Annotated in this window: 19 protein-coding genes; 11 read left to right on the forward strand and 8 right to left on the reverse strand. The window is 60.3% G+C overall.

Annotated features, from left to right (window positions below; all coding sequences use genetic code 11):
- The first annotated feature begins 125 nt into the window (after positions 1 to 125).
- The 8 genes from ACIQ3A_RS00935 to manD all read left to right on the forward strand — a co-directional run bounded on the left by ACIQ3A_RS00935 (position 126) and on the right by manD (position 9309).
- Positions 126 to 848, forward strand: a complete 723-nt coding sequence (locus ACIQ3A_RS00935; protein WP_396429875.1) for a FadR/GntR family transcriptional regulator — start codon at positions 126 to 128, stop codon at positions 846 to 848.
- 52 nt (positions 849 to 900) lie between these two features.
- A complete protein-coding gene (locus tag ACIQ3A_RS00940) occupies positions 901 to 1896 on the forward strand; it encodes a sialic acid TRAP transporter substrate-binding protein SiaP (protein WP_396429876.1) in 996 nt (331 codons plus the stop codon).
- Between the two features lie 123 nt (positions 1897 to 2019).
- Positions 2020 to 2595 (forward strand): TRAP transporter small permease, encoded by a 576-nt coding sequence (locus ACIQ3A_RS00945; protein WP_396429877.1) that lies wholly within the window; start codon positions 2020 to 2022, stop codon positions 2593 to 2595.
- A 25-nt stretch (positions 2596 to 2620) separates the two neighbouring features.
- The gene (locus ACIQ3A_RS00950; RefSeq protein ID WP_396429878.1) at positions 2621 to 4015 is read left to right on the forward strand and encodes a TRAP transporter large permease; all 1395 of its coding nucleotides are present in this window, start codon (positions 2621 to 2623) and stop codon (positions 4013 to 4015) included.
- Positions 4016 to 4024: 9 nt separating this feature from the next.
- Positions 4025 to 5551 carry a UxaA family hydrolase gene (locus ACIQ3A_RS00955; protein WP_396429879.1) on the forward strand — a complete coding sequence of 509 codons (1527 nt, stop codon included), beginning with the start codon at positions 4025 to 4027 and terminating at the stop codon, positions 5549 to 5551.
- Positions 5552 to 5585: 34 nt separating this feature from the next.
- Entirely contained in the window at positions 5586 to 6638 is a 1053-nt protein-coding gene (locus tag ACIQ3A_RS00960; RefSeq protein WP_396429880.1) for a malate/lactate/ureidoglycolate dehydrogenase, read from the forward strand.
- Between the two features lie 43 nt (positions 6639 to 6681).
- Positions 6682 to 8085 carry a mannitol dehydrogenase family protein gene (locus ACIQ3A_RS00965; RefSeq protein WP_396429881.1) on the forward strand — a complete coding sequence of 468 codons (1404 nt, stop codon included), beginning with the start codon at positions 6682 to 6684 and terminating at the stop codon, positions 8083 to 8085.
- Positions 8086 to 8088: 3 nt separating this feature from the next.
- Positions 8089 to 9309, forward strand: a complete 1221-nt coding sequence (gene manD, locus ACIQ3A_RS00970; protein WP_396429882.1) for a D-mannonate dehydratase ManD — start codon at positions 8089 to 8091, stop codon at positions 9307 to 9309.
- 57 nt (positions 9310 to 9366) lie between these two features.
- On the opposite strand, the gene ACIQ3A_RS00975 is transcribed toward manD, so the two are convergent.
- Together ACIQ3A_RS00975 and ACIQ3A_RS00980 are read right to left on the reverse strand one after the other, a co-directional pair.
- On the reverse strand, positions 9367 to 9648 hold the full coding sequence (locus ACIQ3A_RS00975) for a helix-turn-helix domain-containing protein (protein ID WP_396429883.1): 282 nt from the start codon (positions 9646 to 9648) through the stop codon (positions 9367 to 9369).
- Positions 9645 to 9971 carry a type II toxin-antitoxin system RelE/ParE family toxin gene (locus ACIQ3A_RS00980; RefSeq protein ID WP_396429884.1) on the reverse strand — a complete coding sequence of 109 codons (327 nt, stop codon included), beginning with the start codon at positions 9969 to 9971 and terminating at the stop codon, positions 9645 to 9647. The genes ACIQ3A_RS00975 and ACIQ3A_RS00980 overlap by 4 nt, the downstream gene beginning before the upstream one ends.
- A gap of 267 nt (positions 9972 to 10238) precedes the next feature.
- Between ACIQ3A_RS00980 and ACIQ3A_RS00985 the strand changes: the two genes are divergently transcribed.
- On the forward strand, positions 10239 to 11519 hold the full coding sequence (locus tag ACIQ3A_RS00985) for a D-alanyl-D-alanine carboxypeptidase family protein (RefSeq protein WP_396429885.1): 1281 nt from the start codon (positions 10239 to 10241) through the stop codon (positions 11517 to 11519).
- 50 nt (positions 11520 to 11569) lie between these two features.
- On the opposite strand, the gene slmA is transcribed toward ACIQ3A_RS00985, so the two are convergent.
- The 4 genes from slmA to rfbB form a co-directional block, all read right to left on the reverse strand.
- Positions 11570 to 12193: a nucleoid occlusion factor SlmA gene (gene slmA, locus ACIQ3A_RS00990; RefSeq protein WP_396429886.1), complete on the reverse strand. Its 624-nt coding sequence runs from the start codon at positions 12191 to 12193 to the stop codon at positions 11570 to 11572.
- A gap of 43 nt (positions 12194 to 12236) precedes the next feature.
- Positions 12237 to 13136: an acetylglutamate kinase gene (gene argB, locus ACIQ3A_RS00995; protein WP_396429887.1), complete on the reverse strand. Its 900-nt coding sequence runs from the start codon at positions 13134 to 13136 to the stop codon at positions 12237 to 12239.
- 67 nt (positions 13137 to 13203) lie between these two features.
- Positions 13204 to 14100: a dTDP-4-dehydrorhamnose reductase gene (gene rfbD, locus ACIQ3A_RS01000; RefSeq protein ID WP_396429888.1), complete on the reverse strand. Its 897-nt coding sequence runs from the start codon at positions 14098 to 14100 to the stop codon at positions 13204 to 13206.
- Entirely contained in the window at positions 14097 to 15161 is a 1065-nt protein-coding gene (gene rfbB / locus ACIQ3A_RS01005; RefSeq protein WP_396429889.1) for a dTDP-glucose 4,6-dehydratase, read from the reverse strand. The genes rfbD and rfbB overlap by 4 nt, the downstream gene beginning before the upstream one ends.
- A gap of 110 nt (positions 15162 to 15271) precedes the next feature.
- On the opposite strand from rfbB, the gene ACIQ3A_RS01010 reads away from it, so the two are divergent.
- Together ACIQ3A_RS01010 and ACIQ3A_RS01015 are read left to right on the forward strand one after the other, a co-directional pair.
- Positions 15272 to 15826: a phasin family protein gene (locus tag ACIQ3A_RS01010; protein WP_396429890.1), complete on the forward strand. Its 555-nt coding sequence runs from the start codon at positions 15272 to 15274 to the stop codon at positions 15824 to 15826.
- Between the two features lie 22 nt (positions 15827 to 15848).
- A complete protein-coding gene (locus tag ACIQ3A_RS01015; protein WP_396429891.1) occupies positions 15849 to 16514 on the forward strand; it encodes a TetR/AcrR family transcriptional regulator in 666 nt (221 codons plus the stop codon).
- Between the two features lie 48 nt (positions 16515 to 16562).
- On the opposite strand, the gene ACIQ3A_RS01020 is transcribed toward ACIQ3A_RS01015, so the two are convergent.
- Positions 16563 to 17327, reverse strand: coding sequence for a type III pantothenate kinase (locus ACIQ3A_RS01020; protein ID WP_396429892.1), 765 nt, complete (start codon positions 17325 to 17327; stop codon positions 16563 to 16565).
- A gap of 51 nt (positions 17328 to 17378) precedes the next feature.
- Complete coding sequence (locus ACIQ3A_RS01025; protein WP_396429893.1) at positions 17379 to 18797, reverse strand: amidase; 1419 nt, start codon at positions 18795 to 18797, stop codon at positions 17379 to 17381.
- Positions 18798 to 18829 lie beyond the last annotated feature (32 nt).

The raw sequence follows: 18829 nt of genomic DNA on the forward strand, positions 1-18829 counted from the left end.
TTTGCGACAGCGGTCATGCGGGTTTGTGCGGAGTCGAAATGGCTTGACCGGGCAAATATGAACATGTGATGATTGTGCAACTGGTCTGACCACTTGTCCAATTCACGTTATCCCTGATCTGCCCCATGCCCATCCAAACCGTTGAACCCCAACGCCTGTATCGCCAGATTGCCGAACAACTTCGGCAACTGATGAGCTCGGGCGAGTTCACGGTGGGCTCGCGCTTGCCCGCCGAGCGCGACCTGGCCATCCAACTTGGCGTGAGCCGTCCTTCGGTGAGAGAAGCGCTGATTGCACTCGAGGTCGAAGGCATGATTGAAGTGCGCACAGGCTCGGGCATTTATGTGCAAAGCACAACGCGCTCCAAAAATGCACTGACATCCACGATGACCGACACCCCAGCGGACTGGGGCCCCCTGGAAGTCATGAGTGCCCGAATTTTGGTGGAGGCTGAAGTCGCGGCACTGGCCGCGCAGAACGCCCAAAAAAAACAACTGCAAACCATCCGCAACGGCTTGCAAAAAATGAAGCTGGAAGCTGCGCGCGATGAAGTCCCACGCCGGGGCGATGAGGCCTTTCACGAAGGGATTGCGCAGGCTTGTGGCAACAGCGTTTTACTCGACACCGTCCAGCGTTTCTGGCAAGCCCGCAACGGGCCCTTGTTTGAGCGACTGGGCGACTATTTTGAAAACCCGGCCTCCTGGCAAACGGCCATTGGCGAACACCAGGCTGTGCTGGATGCCATCGAGGCACGCGACAGCTCGGCTGCACGCAAAGCCATGCAAAAGCACCTGAAACAAGCCCACAAGAGATACAGCGCGAGCTGGCGCCGCGCTCCCGCCCGCTAGGGGTATGCAGTTTTAACGCGTCAGCAATTTTTTAAACCCAAAGGAGACCGAAATGAGCAAAAGATTCACCCTGAAAACCCTGGCCACCGCAGGCGCTATCGCCGCCGGCGCCATGGCCATGTTTGGCAGCGCGACCGTGTACGCGCAGCAAAAACTCAAATGGGCGCACGTCTATGAAACCTCAGAGCCGTACCACACCGAATCGGTCTGGGCAGCCGAGGAAATCAAAAAACGCAGCAACGGCAAGTTCGACATTCAGGTTTTTCCTGCGTCCACGCTGGGCAAGGAAACCGACATCAACCAGGGCCTGACTCTGGGCACGGTTGACATGATCATCAGCGGCCCTTCTTTTGCAGCCCGCACGTATCCACGTTTTGGCATCGCTTACTACCCCTTCATTTTCCGTGACGGGGATCACCTGATCGCCTACTCCAAGAGCCCCGTTTTTCAAGAAATGGTGGATGAGTTCCGCAGCAAAACCGGCATCCAGGTCACGGCCTACACCTACTACGGCGCGCGCCACACCACGGCACAAAAGGCCTTCACCAACTGTGCGGGCATGAAAGGCATCAAGATCCGTGTGCCCGATGTACCTGCCTACCGCGCCACGCCTGAAGCCTGCGGTGCCAACCCCACCCCGATTGCTTTTGCCGAGGTGTATCTGGCCCTGCAAAACGGCACTGTCGAGGCGCAAGAAAACCCCTTGACCACCATCGAAGCCAAAAAGTTCTTTGAAGTTCAAAAAGCGATCATGCTGACAGGTCACATCGTGGACGGCCTGACCACCCAGGTGGCCCCTCACCTGTGGAACAAACTCAGCGCCGATGAAAAGAAATTGTTCACGGAAGTGACGCAGGCGGCGGCTGTGCGTGCCACGGCCAAGATCAAGGCCCGCGAAGCCGAGTTGGTGGACGAGTTCAAGAAAAAAGGCCTGCAAATTGTTCAGGTTGACCGCAAATCATTTCAGGATGCCGTTCTGAAAAACAAACCCCTCACCTCGATGGGTTTCACGCAAGCTGACTTCGACAAAATTCAAGCAGCCAAGTGAGCCAGTGGCTGTGCTTTGCGCACAGCCTGGGTGTCGCTACCGGTCTTGGGCCGGTCAGCGACACCACGATCGGTCGGCTCTGCCGACCCCAGCCTGCATTGTTTTTGAACCCTAGGACAGCCGATGAGCAACATACCCGACCTGGACGCCATGCCGAAAGTCATGGGCGACGATGGCCAATTCCATGCGATCGATGAAGAGGTCGACTTGTCGGGCACGCCCATTGAGGCCTGGTTTTCCCTGGCCTTCTTTTGGGCCCTGGGCCTGACGGTTTTTTACCAATTTTTCACGCGCTATGTGCTGAACAACTCGGCCTCATGGACCGAAGAAATCGCACGCTATTTATTGATCGCCACTGTTTTCACAGGTGCCACCATTGGCGTGGCCAAGAACAACCACATTCAGGTTGATTTCTTCTTCCGTTTCATGCCCCCCTGGCTGTCGCGCACCATGGCCACTGTGGTCGATGTGATGCGCATCGCATTTTTTGCGATCGCCACTTTCCTCACAGGTCAGATGATGCAAAAGCTGGGCAGCTACAAGATGACCATCATCGATTTGCCCATGAACCTGGTGTATGGCGTGGTGATGGCAGGCTTTGCCGCCATGTGTTTGCGCGCCATCTGGGTGATGCGTGTGCATTGGCAGCGCGGCTACACCGTGCTGGAACGCCCCGAATCTGAAATGACTGACCGCTGAAAAACCGCCCCTCTCGAAAGTTTCCATGCTGAAAATTCTTTTTCTCATCCTCATGAGTGGCGGTATCCCGGTGGCCATTGCCATGGCGGGTGCCTCGCTGATTTATCTGTTCTTTGCGCAAAGCTCACCGCCCTTTGTGGTGATCCACCGCATGGTCTCGGGCATTGACAGCTTCCCTTTGCTCGCCGTTCCGTTCTTTATTCTGGCTGGCAACCTGATGAACAACGCCGGCATCACCAACCGCATTTACAACTACGCACTGGCCCTGGTGGGCTGGCTGAAGGGCGGCCTGGGCCATGTGAACGTGGTTGGCTCGGTCGTGTTTGCGGGCATGAGTGGCACCGCCATTGCCGATGCCGCAGGCCTGGGCACCATCGAGATCAAGGCCATGAAAGACCATGGCTACAGCACCGAATTTGCGGTGGGAGTCACGGCCGCTTCGGCCACACTCGGCCCCATCATTCCGCCCAGCTTGCCCTTCGTGATCTACGGCATGATGGCCAATGTGTCGGTGGGTGCGCTGTTCCTCGCGGGCATTTTGCCCGGCATCTTGATGGCCCTGCTCATGATGCTCACCGTGGCCTATTTCGCACACAAAAATGGCTGGGGTGCCGATGTCAAATTCGAGTGGCCCAAAGTCATCAAGGCTCTGGCAGAAACAGCTGTGGTGGTGGGCTGGCCCCTGGCCATCTGGTGGCTGGTCACCGCCATGGGCACGCCCCCGCAAATCACCGTCTTTGCAGCCTTGATCGTTTTGTTTGCCGCCGACAAGTTTTTTAACTTTCAGGCTGTGCTGCCCATCATGACCCCGGTGATTCTCATCGGTGGCATGACCACTGGCGTGTTCACCCCCACCGAAGGCGCCATTGCCGCTTGTGTCTGGGCCATCGCACTGGGTTTCTTTTGGTACCGCACGCTCAACTTCAAGATGTTTGTGAAGATTTGCCTGGACACGGTAGAGACCACGGCCACCGTTTTGTTCATCGTAGCCGCCGCCAGCATTTTTGGCTGGATGCTGACCGCCACCGGCGTCACCACCGCGATCTCGGCCTGGGTTCTCGGCTTCACCCAGGAACCCTGGGTGTTTTTGCTGCTGGCCAACTTGCTGATGCTGTTTGTGGGTTGCTTTCTGGAGCCTACAGCGGCCATCACCATCTTGGTGCCGATCCTGGTGCCCATCTGCCAGCAACTGGGCATTGACCTGGTGCATTTTGGTCTGGTGATGGTGCTCAACCTGATGATCGGTTTGCTGCACCCGCCCATGGGCATGGTGTTGTTTGTGTTGGCCCGTGTTGCCAAACTCAGTGTCGAGCGCACCACCATGGCCATCTTGCCCTGGCTGTTCCCTTTGCTGGGCAGCCTGGCCGTGATCACTTACTTTCCCAGCCTGGTGCTGTGGTTGCCCAAGCAATTTTATTGAGGACATTTCATGAGCAGTTTTATTCGCCTGCACCCCGCCGATGACGTCGTCATTGCCCGCGCCCAACTCATGAGTGGCAGCAGCGTGGACGGCGTGGCCGTGCGTGGCCTGATCCCACCGGGCCACAAGGTCGCCACCCGAGCCATTGCCGCGGGAGAGCCTGTGCGCCGCTACAACCAGATCATCGGCTTTGCCCACCAGGCCATCCAGCCCGGCGAGCATGTGCACACGCACAACCTGAACATGGGTGCCGAAAAAGGCAACTTCGAACGCGACTATGCGATTGGTCAAGATGTCAAGCCTGAAGCGGTGCGCAAGCACGCCACCTTCATGGGCATCCAGCGCGATGACGGGCGTGTGGCCACGCGCAACTACATCGGCGTCCTGTCGACCGTGAATTGCTCGGCCACGGCGGCACGGGCCATTGCCGATCATTTTTCCAAACGCAACAACCCGGCCGCGCTGGCAAACTTTCCCCAAATCGATGGCGTGGTGGCATTGACCCACGGCACCGGTTGCGGCATGGACACCGAAGGTTTGGGCCTGAAACTGCTCGAACGCACGCTGGCGGGCTACGCCACCCATGCCAACTTCTGGGGCGTGGTGGTGGTGGGACTGGGCTGCGAAGCCAACCAGCTGAGCACCTGGCTAGCGAACAGCAGCCTGCGCCAGGGCGAAACGCTCAAGGTCTTCAACATCCAGGACACAGGAGGCACGCGCCTCACGGTCGAAAAAGGCATTGCGCTGATCCAAGAGATGCTGCCGCAAGCCAATGCCGTGCAACGCACACCCTGCAGCGCAGAGCACATCACGGTGGGCTTGCAATGCGGTGGCTCGGATGGCTATTCGGGCATCAGTGCCAACCCGGCGCTGGGGGCGGCAGTCGACCTGCTGGTGCAGCATGGCGGCACCGCCATCCTGAGCGAGACGCCCGAAATTTACGGAGCCGAGCATTTGCTGACGCGCCGCGCGGTCAAACCCGAAGTGGCGCACAAACTCATTGAGCGCATTCGCTGGTGGGAAAACTACACCGCTGCCAATGGCGGCGAGATGAATAACAACCCATCACCCGGCAACAAGGCTGGCGGTCTGACCACCATCCTTGAAAAGTCATTGGGTGCGGTGGCCAAAGGGGGCACAAGCAACCTGCAGGCCGTGTACGAATACGCCGAACCCGTCAACGCCAAAGGCTTTGTCTACATGGACACCCCCGGCTACGACCCGGTGAGCGCCACAGGCCAGGTCGCCGGTGGCGCCAATCTGATTTGTTTCACCACCGGCCGCGGCAGCGCCTACGGCTGCGCGCCATCGCCCAGCCTGAAGTTCTCAACCAACTCGGCCCTGTGGAAAAAACAGCAAGAAGACATGGACCTGAATTGCGGCGAGATCGTGGATGGTGGCGTCAGCATCGCCGAGATGGGCCAGCGCATTTTCGAGATGATCCTGGCCGCCGCTTCGGGTGAGCCCACCAAGAGCGAACGCCATGGCTATGGACAAAACGAGTTTGTGCCATGGCAAGTCGGCGCCGTGATGTGAGCAACCTGATTCACCCCTTCCTGAAAGTTTTTTCATGAGCCAACTGATCCCGGCAGCCGAGCTTCGACAGCACATCACCCGCATCATCGCCATGACTGGCAGCGAACCCGCCGAGGCCGCCCAGGTGGCGGGTAACCTCGTCATGGCCAACCTGAGCGGTCACGACTCGCACGGCGTGGGCATGGTGCCGCGTTATGTGGACGCGGTGCTTGAAGGTGGGCTATCGCCCAACACGGGCGTCAAGGTATTGCTCGACACCGGCCCCTTGCTGAACCTGGATGGTCAACGCGGTTACGGACAGATCACGGGCGTTCAGGCCATCACCATGGGCATCGAGCGCGCCAAGCAACACGGTGTTTGCACCGTGGCCCTGAGCCGTTCTCACCACCTGGGCCGCATCGGTCATTTTGCAGAAATGGCCGTGGCCGAAGGCCTGGTGTCGGTGCATTTTGTCAACGTGCTGTCGCGCCCGGTGGTCGCACCCTTCGGGGGTGGCGATGGCCGATTTGGCACCAACCCCTGCTGCATCGGCGTGCCCATGGGCAAGCGCGAGCCCTTTGTGTTGGACTTTGCCACCAGCCGTGTGGCGCAGGGCAAAATGCGCGTCGCGCACAACAAGGGCGAGCAAGTGCCCCCGGGCTACCTGATTGACGAAAACGGCCACCCCACCAACGACCCGGGGGTGGTGGTGGTGCCCCAGTCGAATGGTCTGTTTGGCGCGCTGATGACCTTTGGCGACCACAAAGGCTTCGGCATGGCCGTGGCCTGCGAATTGCTGGGCGGCGCGCTGACGGGCAGCGGCACCTGGCACCGCGAAGCCGATCATCAGCGGGCCGTGCTGAACGGCATGTTGACGATGCTGATCGACCCAGTCCGCCTGGGCACACAAGACCTATTCGAGCAAGAAACTCTGGCCTTTGCCGACTGGCTGCGCCAAAGCCCGGATGCACCGGGCACCGATGGCGTGCACATGGCCGGTGAACCCGAGCGGGCCGCCCGTGTCGAAAGAGAAAAAACGGGCATCTTGATTGACGACGCCACCTGGGCCGAGATTGAAGCCTCTGAGAAAAAACTTCAGCACGGCTGAAGCGCGCTGCATCGAAATTTACCCATCATTTGCGGTCATCGTCATGAACCTTTCTGCTGCCACGCTGCCCACACTGCCCGCATCCATCCACGGCCCCGCGTATGACCGCACAGCCCATGCCCCGGGCGTTGTGCACTTGGGCCTGGGCGCCTTTCACCGCGCGCACCAAGCGATGGTGTTTGACCAATTGCTGTCCGCTGGCGACATGCGCTGGGGCATTCACGGCGTGGGCATGACCCGGCCCGACTTGGTCAACCAACTGAAAGCGCAAGACGGCCTTTACGCTGTCCGCGTGGCCGATGGGCAGGGTGTGAAATGGCAGGTGCCAGGTGCGTTGTGGCGCACCAGCGTGGCCACCACCGAACGCGATGCGGTGGTGGCGGCCATTGCCGCACCCACCACCCGCTGGGTCACCCTGACTGTGACTGAAAAAGGCTACACGCCCGAGCTGGCCGGCTTGCTGCTGGACGGCCTGCGCCTGCGCCAACAAGGCAGCTTGCCCGGCATCACCGTGGCATCGTGCGACAACCTGCAAGGCAATGGCCACAAACTTCAGGCCTTGCTCAAAGCGGCCGCCAACCCACACGATGAAGCCGTCGTGCGCTGGATGGACGCGCACTGCGCATTCCCCTGCAGCATGGTGGACCGCATCGTGCCTGCGGCCACACCCGAGATCATGGCCGCAGCGCATGCGGCCCTGGGCGTACAAGACGACTGTGCGCTCAGCACCGAAGCTTTTTGGGAATGGGTGATCGAAGACCGCTTTGCAGACCCGGCCGATGGCGCTTTGCTGCAAAGCGCCGGTGTGCGGGTGACGGCCGATGTGCACAGCTACGAAGAGGCCAAGCTGCGCATGCTGAACGGCAGCCACACGGCTATGGCGCTCATGGGTGCGGTCACGGGCAGGCCTTTCATTGCCAGCTGCATTGGCACGCCCCATATCCGCAGCTTCGTGGAACGCCTGATGGGCCGCGAGGTGGCGCCGCACCTGAGCCGCAGCGACTGGGCCGATTACCGCGACGCCTTGATACAACGCTTTGGCAACCCTTACCTCAAGCACAGCGTGCACCAGATCGCAACCGACAGCTCACAAAAAATACCGCAGCGCTGGCCACCTTCTGTGCTGGGTCAGATGGCCAGTGGTGCATCGTATGAACACCACGCGCTGGCCGCAGCCGTATTCGTGCGCTACACCTTGGGCGTGGACGAGAACGGCCAGGCCTATGCCCTGAACGACCCGCAAGCCGAAAGCCTGAAAGCACTGGGCGCAGCACAGCGCACGCAAGCGCAAGCCTGCGTGAAAGCCCTGCTGGCCCGCGAAGACTTGTGGGGAGCGTCTTTGCCCCAGCACGCGGCATGGACAGGCCGCGTTGTGCACTGGCACCAGCAAATCCTGCAACATGGAGTGGACGCTGCCATCCAGAAACTGCTGGAACAAGAAGCCTGAGCCATGAAAATCACCGCTGCCCGCGTCGTTGTCTGCAGCCCTGGCCGCAACTTCGTCACGCTCAAGATCGAGACGGACCAGGGCGTCACCGGTGTCGGCGACGCGACCCTGAATGGCCGCGAACTGGCCGTGGTCAGTTACCTGGAAGAACACGTCATTCCGTGCCTGATTGGGCGTGACCCCCAACAAATTGAAGACATCTGGCAATACCTTTACAAAGGCGCGTACTGGCGGCGTGGCCCGGTGACCATGAGTGCTGTGGCCGCCGTAGACACCGCGCTGTGGGACATCAAGGCCAAGATGGCGGGGATGCCGCTTTACCAGTTGCTGGGGGGTCGCAGCCGAACCGGGGTGATGGTTTACGGCCACGCCAACGGACGCGACACAGCCGAGACCGTTCAGGAGGTTTTGCGCCACAAGGAAGAAGGCTATCTGGCCATCCGCGCCCAAAGCGGCGTGCCAGGCTTGAACAAGGTCTACGGCGTGAGCGGCGGTCGCGGTGCACACCGCATGTACGAACCTGCCGATGGCAACTTGCCCAGCGAGCACGACTGGAGCAGTGAAAAGTATTTGCGCCACACGCCCGCCCTGTTTGAAGCGGTGCGCGAAGCCGTCGGCCCCGACATCCATTTGCTGCACGATGTGCACCACCGCCTCACGCCCATCGAAGCTGGACAACTGGGCAAGGCGCTCGAGCCCTCACGCCTGTTCTGGATGGAAGACCCGACACCCGCCGAAAACCAGGAGGCGTTTCAGTGGATACGCCACCACACCACCACACCGATTGCGGTGGGCGAGATTTTCAACAGCATCTGGGACTGCAAAGCGCTGATCGAGAAACAACTGATCGACTACATCCGCACCACCGTGGTCCACGCGGGCGGCATCACGCACCTGCGGCGGATTGCCGATCTGGCCAGCCTGTACCAAGTGCGCACCGGCTGCCATGGCGCGACCGATTTATCGCCCGTTTGCATGGGCGCCGCTTTGCACTTTGACACCTGGGTGCCCAACTTCGGCGTGCAAGAGTACATGCCGCACAGCGAAGAAATGCTGTCGGTCTTCCCACACGACTATCGCTTTGAGCGCGGCATGATGTACTGCGGCGAATCACCTGGCCATGGCGTGGACATCGACGAAAAACTCGCCGCCAAATACCCGTACCAACGGGCTTATCTGCCGGTGAATCGGCTGCAGCATGATGGGACATTGTGGAATTGGTGAGGGAATTGGCGTTATTTGATTTGGGTTGAGACAGCAAGCTGCGCCCATTTACTATGGTTATGCCGCTTCTAATTGCACGTGAACGCGACGACCGATGGCCGTGGCGATATTCACCAAAGCATCCAAGGAGAACTTCGAAACGCGACCGCGCAGCAGATCATTGATACGCGGTTGGGTTACGCCGCAGTGCATTGCCGCTTGCGATTGTTTCCATTGGTTGCCTTCAATAACGGCTGCGATTTGGCGCATGAGTTCTGCCCTGGCGCGAAGGTTCGCCGCTTGCTCAGGCGTATCGGCCAACGCATCCCACACGCTGTTAAAAGTTTCGGTCTTGATCATTTGGCACCTTTCGAAATTTCACTGTATCTTTTCCTGGCAAGTTCCATATCTCGTTTGCTTGTCGCTTGGGTCTTCTTCTGAAAAGCATGCAACACATAAACTGCATCGGCAAGTCTGGCTGCATAGACTACGCGGTAAGTGCCCGAGTCATCCCAAACGCGTAATTCCTCAACCCCATTTCCGATCGAGGGCATAGGCTTGGAGTCGACCGGCTGCTCTCCACGCTGAACCTTGTCCAGTTGATAGCCTGCATCGTTGCGAGCGTCCTCGGGGAATTGTCGCAAGCACTTGAGCGAGTCACCAAGGAATTTAAGCGTCTTCATCTGAAGATTATATTGAAATTGATATAAAATGCAATCCGTTTGGGGGATCAATGGGTCAGTCAACTCAATCCAACGGGCCAGGCTTAGTTTTAGGATTGCTGTGAGCCACGGATTTGCTCACAACCCGAATCCCTGGCCTGCGCCATCACACGCGCAGTGAGCACCATCATTCAGTTCCTTTTTGGCGGAATAGATCTTGGCGAGTGTTTTTACACACACTGCCGCGCAAAAGACAGGTGCCAATCCGCGACAATCGGGGCTCTACCGATGAACACCATGCACACCCAGAAATTTTCCCTCCTGTCCGTCATCCTCGCCATCACCGTCGGCACCCTGGTTCCCAGCGCCAGCAGCTTCGCCGCCAAACCCAACAAAACCAAATCCGCCGCTGCCAAAGCAAGCGCTGCCAAGCCCAACACCAAAAAAATGGCAGCGGCCGCCCGTGCTTTGCCTCCACTGGCGGCGCAGGTAGCCTTGGCCCCCAACCCACCGGCACTGCAGTCCAAAGCCTGGTTGCTGATGGACTTTGACTCGGGCGAAGTGCTGGCCTCGGCCAACGCCGACGAGGCTCTGCCTCCGGCCTCGCTGACCAAGATGATGACCAGCTACATCGTCGAACAAGCGCTGCGCTCGGGCAAGCTCAAGCCCACCGATCTGGTCACCGTGAGCGAAAACGCCTGGTGTCGGGGCACGAGCGCCGAGTCGTGCATGTATCTGCCTCTCAACAGCCAGGCCGCGGTGATCGATATCCTGCGCGGCATCGTCATCCAGTCGGGCAACGACGCCTCCAAAGCGATTGCCGAGCATATGGCCAGCTCCGAAGCAGGTTTTGCCAAGCTGATGAACGCCGAGGCCCAGCGCTTGGGCATGACACACACTAACTTTGTGAACCCCACGGGCCTGCCCGATCCGGCGCACAAGTCTTCTGCGCGTGACCTCGCCATCTTGGCGCGTGCCATCATCCGCGACGGTTCCGAGTACTACCCGCTCTACGCCGAACGTGATTTCAAGTACAACGGCATCAAGCAAGGCAACCGCAACGCCCTGCTCTACACCGACCCCAGCGTGGACGGCCTCAAAACGGGTCACACGGCCGAAGCCGGTTACTGCTTGGTCACATCGTCCAAGCGCAACGACACGCGTCTGATCTCGGTCATCCTCAACACCCACAGCGCCCAGGCACGCGCTGACCAGACCCGCACCCTGCTCGGCTGGGGTTTTGGCAGCTTCGAAAAAGTCACCCCGTTTGCTGCAAACGCGGTGGTCGGCACGGCCAAAGTCAGCTTTGGCAAGGCCGACACCGTGGCCGCCGGTCTGGGCACCCCTTGGATGCTGACCGTGCCACGTGGCACGCCAGTGCAAACCACAGTGGAACTCAAACCAGGTCTGGAAGCCCCAGTGCCCAAGGGCACCGTGATCGGCAGAGTGATGGCCAACGTCAATGGCAAACCGATGGGTGAAGCCCCGCTCGTGGCGCAGGCCGAAGTGGAGCGATCAGGTTGGTTGCTGCTGGCATGGCAGCATGTGAGCAAGTTGTTCGGCCAGTAAACCACCGAAAAAGGCTGCACAAAGGGCGCCGTGCCAGGCGCCCTGCCCGCTTACAGCATCCGCGCCAATGCGGCCTGCAAATGCTCGGAGGGCAAGCGCTTGAAGCCCGTGCGGGCAAAGCGCTGCAAGCGGCCTTGCATGAAGGCCACCAGCAAGGATGCCGCCAGCTGCGCATCTGCCGTAGGGGTCGCCGACTCGCTGCCTTTGAGGGATTGGCGCAACTGCGCTTCGATCTTGTCAAACAGCAAATTGATGCGCTCTTGCAAACGCTCGTGCTCTAAAACCAGCGCATCGCCCATCATGACGCGGCTCATGCCCGGGTTTTTTTCCGCAAACTGCAACAGCAAAGCCACAATGCGCCCTGCCTGGTTCGGGCCTGCCGGCTCGCGGTCGGTGACCTGACGGATCAGGCCGATCACGGATTGGTCGACAAAATCGATCAGGCCTTCAAACATCTGCGCTTTGCTCGCGAAATGCCGGTACAAAGCCGCTTCGCTCACGCCAATTTTGGCGGCCAACCCGGCGGTGGTGACCCGCTCGGCACCCGGTTGCTCGAGCATGGCGGCCAGGGTTTGCAAAATTTGCAAACGGCGCTCACCCGGACGTGGCCGCTTGCGCGCAGGAGTGGTCTCGTCTTCAGAGATGTGGTCGCTTTGTTGTGCTGGATCAGACATCTTGTTCCCCTGTTGTCGTGCGGCTTGTGTCTGCTGCTTGTTTTTATCGGCTGCGAATCATGGTGCCAAAAGCCTGCTCGGACAACACTTCCAGCAACATGGCATGGGGTACACGGCCATCAATGATGTGCACCGCGTTCACACCGCTCTTGGCCGCATCGAGGGCGCCCGCGATCTTGGGAATCATGCCGCCACTGATGGTGCCGTCGGCGCACAGTTCGTCGATGCGACTTGGGGTCAGCTCGGTCAGCAACTGGCCTTCTTTGTCCAGCACACCACGGATGTTGGTGAGCATCAGCAACTTTTCGGCTTGCAGCACGGTGGCCAGTTTGGCGGCCACGACATCGGCATTGATGTTGTAGCTTTCGTTGTTTTCACCAAAACCGATGGGGCTGACCACGGGGATGAAGGCGTCGTCTTGCAAGCATTTCAAAATAGACGGGTCGATGCTTTCGATCTCGCCGACCTGGCCTACGTCGTGCTCTTTGCTCGGGTCCTGGCTGTCCACCATGCGCAATTTTTTGGCGCGAATCAGCCCGCCGTCACGCCCCGTCAGGCCCACAGCTTTGCCGCCTGCGCGGTTGATCATGCCGACGATGTCTTGCTGCACTTCACCGCCCAGCACCCACTCGACCACTTCCATGGTCTCGGCATCGGTCACCCGCATGCCTTGGATGAATTCGCCGGTTTTGCCGAGGCGTTTCAAGGCCGCCTCAATTTGTGGACCGCCCCCATGCACCACCACCGGGTTCATGCCCACCAGTTTGAGCAGCACCACGTCTTCAGCAAAGGCCTGCTGCAAGACCGGGTCGGTCATGGCGTTGCCGCCGTATTTGATGACCAGTGTTTTGCCGTGAAACTTGCGGATGTAGGGCATGGCCTGCGCCAGGATCTGGGCCTGGTCGTGTGGCGCAACGGGCTTGACGGCGGTGTGATCGGTCATGTTTTAAAACAAAGCATTTAAGAAAGGTTAAACAGTCCAACAGATTGTGCCGCAAGCCCAAGGCGGCTCAGAGGATCTCGGCCAACATGCGGTCAACGCCTTGCTGCCACGGCGGCAACACCAAACCAAAGGCTTGTTGCAGCTTGTGGGTGTTCAGGCGCGAGTTGAGAGGTCGCTGTGCCGGTGTTGGAAAAGCTGAGGTCGGCACAGGCGCCATATCGGTCACTTTCAAGGCCAGCTGCGGCTGAATGTGCCGGGCTTGGGCGATGACATGGCTGGCATAACCGTGCCAAGTGGTCTCGCCGCTGGCCACCAGGTGGTAGATGCCCGCCAGTGACGCAGACTGAGGCTGCATGAGCTGCCGAATGGCATGCGCCGTGACATCGGCGATCAGATCGGCACCCGTGGGCGCGCCATGCTGGTCGTCGATCACGGTCATGCGTTCGCGCTCCCCCGCCAAGCGCAACATGGTGCGGGCAAAGTTGCCGCCCCGCGCCGCATACACCCAGCTGGTGCGAAAAATCAGGTGTTTGCAGCCACTGGCGACGATGGCCTGCTCGCCTTCGAGTTTGGTTTGCCCGTACACGCTGAGCGGCCCGGTCGCATCCGTCTCTTGCCAGGGCCGATCGCCTTGGCCGCTGAACACGTAGTCGGTCGAGTAATGGACCAGCAAGGCACCGACTTCGGCGGCAGCCAGCGCCAGCGCAGCTGGAGCGGCGGCGTTGAGGCAGCGGGCCAGCTCAAGCTCGGACTCGGCCTTATCCACCGCCGTATGGGCAGCGGCGTTGACGATGACGTCGGGCCGCCAGGCCTGCACGGTTTGCGCCATGCGCTCGGGCTGGCTCAGATCGCCACACCACGCGGTGCTGTGCCGGTCCAGCGCCAGCACCTCGCCCAGTGGGGCCAGGCTGCGCTGCAGCTCCCAGCCGACTTGGCCATTATGACCGAGCAGCAAGATTTTCATGAGGCGCTGTATTGTTTGTTCACCCACTCGCGGTAGGCGCCACTTTGCACATGGGCCACCCACTCAGGGTTGGCCAGGTACCACTCAACGGTTTTACGGATGCCCGTGTCAAAGGTCTCGGCGGGCTTCCAACCCAGCTCGGCTTCGAGTTTGTGCGCATCGATCGCGTAGCGGCGGTCATGACCGGGTCGGTCGGTCACGTAAGTGATTTGCTGGGCATAGCTGCTGCCATCGGCCTTGGGCCGCATGTGGTCGAGCAGTTGGCAGATGGTCTGCACGATCTCGATGTTGGGCTTTTCGTTCCAGCCGCCCACGTTGTAGACCTCGCCCAAGCGCCCAGCTTCGAGCACGCGGCGGATCGCGCTGCAATGGTCTTTGACGTAAAGCCAATCGCGAATTTGCATGCCGTCGCCGTACACCGGCAGGGGCCTGCCTGCCAGGGCATTCACGATCATCAGCGGGATGAGTTTTTCGGGGAAATGGTAGGGGCCGTAGTTGTTGCTGCAGTTGGTGGTGAGCACCGGCAGGCCGTAGGTGTGGTGCCAGGCGCGCACCAGATGGTCGGATGCCGCCTTGCTCGCACTGTAGGGGCTGTTGGGCTCGTAGCGGTGGGTTTCGGCAAAGGCTGGGTCGCCCTTGCCCAGTGAGCCATACACCTCGTCGGTCGAGACATGCAAAAAACGAAAAGCGGATTTTTCGGCCTCGGGCAGGGATGACCAAAAGTCCCGCACCGACTCCAGCAAACGGAAGGTGCCGACGATGTTGGTTTCGATGAACGCACCAGGGCCATGAATGGACCGGTCCACATGGCTTTCTGCGGCAAAGTTGACCACAGCACGCGGCCGGTGTTCGGCCAACAAGCGGCTGACCAGTGCGGCGTCTCCGATGTCGCCCTGCACCAGTTGGTGGCGCGCATCGCCTTGCAGGCTGGCCAGGGTTTCGGGATTGCCGGCGTAGGTGAGCTTGTCGAGATTGATGACAGGCTCGTCGTGGGCGGCAAGCCAGTCCAGCACAAAGTTGGCGCCGATGAAGCCGGCGCCGCCGGTAACAAGGAGGGTCATAGAAGTGAACGATGGTTGGGCACCACGGGATGTTGCGCCTTGATTTCAGGATTTTAGAAGCATTGCGCGGGCCCTCCGGTTAAAGTGGCAGCTTGTTCAGGAAGTTAGCCATGGCCAAATCAAACGATTCAACACGCAGCAAAACCCAACCCGTGTCCCAGCCGGACAAGCCGACACCGCCCGCCCAGCATGTTTGGCTGGCTGGTTTAGGGGCCATGGCCAAGGCCCAAGAGCAAGGCAGCAAAGCCATCGAAGCCCTGGTCAACGATGGCCTGGCCTTTCAACGCAAAAGCCAGGCTGAAGCGCAACAGCGCCTGCATGAAGCCACCGAGCGCCTGAGCCACATGGCCACAGGCTTTGGCCAGCAAGCCTCCGGGCGTGTCGACAAACTGGAGCATTTGTTTGAAGACCGTGTCGCCAAGGCCTTGCACCGTTTGGGCATGCCATCGCTGCTGGACATTCAGATGCTGACCGACCGGGTGGCCCAATTGGAGGCCAAACTGGAGGCCAAACTGGAGGCCAAACCCGAAGCACGCCCCAAGGCTACGCCAGCCACATCGGCCAGTTCTACGCGCGCAAAACCCAAAGCACCGGTAGCGCGCAAAACAACCGCCCCTAAGACCCAAGCGGCGCGCGCCGCAAAACCCCGCCCCAACAAAGCCTGATGAACAGCCTGCGCCCTCTGACATGGCCAAAAAAGCACCCCGCCGCACAGCCCAGCGCATAGCCGAGGTCACGCTGGAGCTGTTCAATCGGTTTGGCGAGCCCAACGTCTCGACCACGCTGATCTCGGCAGAGCTCAACATCAGCCCTGGCAATCTGTATTACCACTTTGCATCAAAAGACACCCTGGTCAACCAGTTGTTTGACCAATACGAAGTGGCCATGTTGGGGCTGCTGGAGGCAGCGCCCGATGTGCAAGACGTCGAAGACGCCTGGTTTTTTCTGCACTCGCTGTTTGAGCAGGTGTGGAACCACCGTTTTTTATACCGCGACCTGAACAACCTGCTGTCAGGCAACCGGCATCTGGAGACGCATTTTCACGATATTCTGGAACGAAAAACCCACGCGTTCAAATTGATGCTGGAGGGCTTGGCCGCTGCAGGCCTGATGAAAATTGACCCGGACAACATCGAGACCCTTTCGGCGAGCATGTCCGTGATGGTGACTTATTGGCTCAGCTATGAATATGTGCGCAACCCTCGGCAAGCCCTGGAGCCGGCCAGTGCAGGCTTGGCACTGACCCGGGGTGCGCAACATGTGCTGGCGTTGCTGACCCCCTACATGGCGAACACCGATTTGCAAAGCCATCTGCAAGGTTTGACCGCTGCTTACGGCGCCCCTGAACACTGAGGCGGGGCCTGCCCGCAGGCAAAACAGGCGCTTGCGAAGCTCAAAAAATCAGTTGAAGCGGTGCGCAGCCATCGCCAAAAGCCCGTCGAAAATCAGGTTGTCCACCAGTTCGAACTGAACCGACATGCTGGGCGCCATTTTCCAGCCTGCACCGCCAGTCATGATGCACATGGGCTCTTGCCCAGTGTGCTCTCGCAGGTGTTGCACCGTCCGCTCACAGGCACCGGCAATGGCGTAGGTCCCGCCGCTGGTCAGAGCATCGCTGGTGTTGGTCGGGAAGGGCGTGACCTCTCCGGTCGGCACATGCAAACCGGCCGTGCCTGATTCGAGTGCCTTCAACATGATGCCGTGGCCCGGCAAGATGAGGCCGCCCAGGAATCGACCGTCGGCATCGATCGCCTCGACCGTCACGGCCGTACCCACCATGACCACCACCAGGGGCCGGGCAGGGCCGCAAGCCAGCATGCGCTGGCGCGCGCCGATCATGGCCACCCAGCGGTCCGAGCCCAAACGTGAAGGGTGGTCATAACCATTGATCAGGCCAGCCTCCTGGACGCCCGGCACCACCCACTGCGGGGCGAAATCCCAAATTTCCATTTGCTCTTGAACGCGCCGCTTGATGGCGTCGCCTGCGACGACGCAGCCGAGCATGTGGTCTGGCTTGGGCAGTTGCGCCCAGGCGCCTTCAGACAGGCGGTCGATGTTTTCCAGAAATTCAGCACCATGGGACAGCAACTGCCCTTGGGGGTTGGGTTGGTCGTACAGCGCCCATTTCAGGCGCGTGTTGCCCACATCGATGGCTAAAAATGTCATGGGCCGATGATAATGAATTTCACCCGAATAATTCACATCCAAAGGCTGGCTTTAAATGACTGGCCGCAGCACCGGCATGACCGACTCATAGGCTCTGGCGGCGCGCAGTACCAGGGCGTCGCCAAACATGGGGCCAACGATCTGCAAGCCCATTGGCAAGCCCGACCGGGTCAATCCGCAAGGCACCGTGATGGCCGGTTGCTGGGTCAGATTGAAGGGGTAGCTGAAGGGTGTCCAGCCCAGCATGGCCTCGGGGGTCATGGGCGCCGAGCCGGCTGGTCGGGCTTCAAATGCCGGGATCGAGACGGCCGGGGTGACCAGCAAATCAAAACGCTGCATGAACTGGCGCATGTGCGAACCCAAAACGCCGCGGCGCTGGTTCAATTGCTGAACTTGCAGGGCACTGAGCTGCGCGCCCAGAGCCGCCTCGGCCCGAAAGTCAGGGTCGGCCAGGGCTTGCTGCTCGGCGCTCAGGCCCGTCCAGACGGTGTAGGCCCCCAGAAACCACAAGCCAGTGGTGATGTCCAGCGGGTCGTCAAAACCCGGATCGACCTGCTCGACGTGGGCACCCATGGCTTCCAGCTGTTTGACCGCAGTGGCCACGGCCGCTGCGATTTCAGGGTGCACGTTTTGCGCAAAGCCCAAGGTGGGGGAATAGGCGATTCGCAGGCCGCGAACACCGTCTTCCAGACCGACGCTGTAATCGGTGGCATCGGGCGGCAGCGATGTCCAGTCGCGGGCGTCGGGCTGCTTGAGCACATTCGTCATCAAGGCGGCATCGCGCACGCTCATGGTGTGGGGCCCAAGGTGCGCCACCGAGCCAAACGGCGACAAAGGGTAAGCGGGTATGCGCCCAAAACTGGGCTTGAGGCCGACGTTGCCACAAAACGCGGCGGGTATGCGCACGCTGCCCGCGCCATCGGTGCCCACACTCAGTGGCCCCAGGCCTGCGGCCACAGCGGCAGCGGTGCCCCCAGAAGACCCGCCGGGTGTGTGGTTCAGGTTCCAGGGGTTGCGCGTGATGCCGGTGGCAGGCGAGTTGGTCTCGCCCTTGCAACCAAATTCGGGGGTGGTCGTTTTGCCCAACAACACGGCACCCGCCTCGCGCAGGCGCGCCGTGGCAGGGGCGTCAACCTCCCAGGGTTGGTTCGGGTCGATGGTGCGGCTGCCGCGAAGGGTGGGCCAGCCTCGGGTCAAGATCAAATCCTTGATGGAGGCTGGCACGCCCTCTAGGGCGCCCACAGGCGTGCCTTGCTGCCGGTGCGCCTGCCAGCGCGCCTCACTGGCGCGCGCGCTGGCCAAAGCGGCCTGTTCATCGACCAGACAAAAGGCGTTGATCTGGGGGTTGACCCGTTCAATGCGCTTTAAAACGGCCTGGGTCACCTCGACCGGCGAGGCCTGGCCGCTGCGGTACAAGGCCAGCAGTTCATGGGCGGGGGTCTGGGTCAGGTCTTGGGTGGTCTTGCTCATGCGCTTGTCTTTCCAAAAAAATAATCAGGCCT

This window comes from Limnohabitans sp. (genome assembly GCF_044361985.1).
Lineage (GTDB): Bacteria > Pseudomonadota > Gammaproteobacteria > Burkholderiales > Burkholderiaceae_C > Limnohabitans_A.

Excerpts from the sequence above, each read along its gene's own strand:
- argB (WP_396429887.1), bottom strand. The coding sequence starts at position 13,136 with ATGACCGATCACACCGCCGTCAAGCCCGTTGCGCCACACGACCAGGCC.
- ACIQ3A_RS00960 (WP_396429880.1), top strand. The coding sequence starts at position 5,586 with ATGAGCCAACTGATCCCGGCAGCCGAGCTTCGACAGCACATCACCCGC.
- rfbB (WP_396429889.1), bottom strand. The coding sequence starts at position 15,161 with ATGACCCTCCTTGTTACCGGCGGCGCCGGCTTCATCGGCGCCAACTTT.
- ACIQ3A_RS00965 (WP_396429881.1), top strand. The coding sequence starts at position 6,682 with ATGAACCTTTCTGCTGCCACGCTGCCCACACTGCCCGCATCCATCCAC.
- ACIQ3A_RS00980 (WP_396429884.1), bottom strand. The coding sequence starts at position 9,971 with ATGAAGACGCTTAAATTCCTTGGTGACTCGCTCAAGTGCTTGCGACAA.
- ACIQ3A_RS00950 (WP_396429878.1), top strand. The coding sequence starts at position 2,621 with ATGCTGAAAATTCTTTTTCTCATCCTCATGAGTGGCGGTATCCCGGTG.
- ACIQ3A_RS01020 (WP_396429892.1), bottom strand. The coding sequence starts at position 17,327 with ATGACATTTTTAGCCATCGATGTGGGCAACACGCGCCTGAAATGGGCG.
- slmA (WP_396429886.1), bottom strand. The coding sequence starts at position 12,193 with ATGTCTGATCCAGCACAACAAAGCGACCACATCTCTGAAGACGAGACC.
- rfbD (WP_396429888.1), bottom strand. The coding sequence starts at position 14,100 with ATGAAAATCTTGCTGCTCGGTCATAATGGCCAAGTCGGCTGGGAGCTG.
- ACIQ3A_RS00945 (WP_396429877.1), top strand. The coding sequence starts at position 2,020 with ATGAGCAACATACCCGACCTGGACGCCATGCCGAAAGTCATGGGCGAC.
- ACIQ3A_RS01015 (WP_396429891.1), top strand. The coding sequence starts at position 15,849 with ATGGCCAAAAAAGCACCCCGCCGCACAGCCCAGCGCATAGCCGAGGTC.
- ACIQ3A_RS01010 (WP_396429890.1), top strand. The coding sequence starts at position 15,272 with ATGGCCAAATCAAACGATTCAACACGCAGCAAAACCCAACCCGTGTCC.
- ACIQ3A_RS00940 (WP_396429876.1), top strand. The coding sequence starts at position 901 with ATGAGCAAAAGATTCACCCTGAAAACCCTGGCCACCGCAGGCGCTATC.
- ACIQ3A_RS00935 (WP_396429875.1), top strand. The coding sequence starts at position 126 with ATGCCCATCCAAACCGTTGAACCCCAACGCCTGTATCGCCAGATTGCC.
- ACIQ3A_RS00975 (WP_396429883.1), bottom strand. The coding sequence starts at position 9,648 with ATGATCAAGACCGAAACTTTTAACAGCGTGTGGGATGCGTTGGCCGAT.
- ACIQ3A_RS00955 (WP_396429879.1), top strand. The coding sequence starts at position 4,025 with ATGAGCAGTTTTATTCGCCTGCACCCCGCCGATGACGTCGTCATTGCC.
- ACIQ3A_RS01025 (WP_396429893.1), bottom strand. The coding sequence starts at position 18,797 with ATGAGCAAGACCACCCAAGACCTGACCCAGACCCCCGCCCATGAACTG.
- ACIQ3A_RS00985 (WP_396429885.1), top strand. The coding sequence starts at position 10,239 with ATGAACACCATGCACACCCAGAAATTTTCCCTCCTGTCCGTCATCCTC.
- manD (WP_396429882.1), top strand. The coding sequence starts at position 8,089 with ATGAAAATCACCGCTGCCCGCGTCGTTGTCTGCAGCCCTGGCCGCAAC.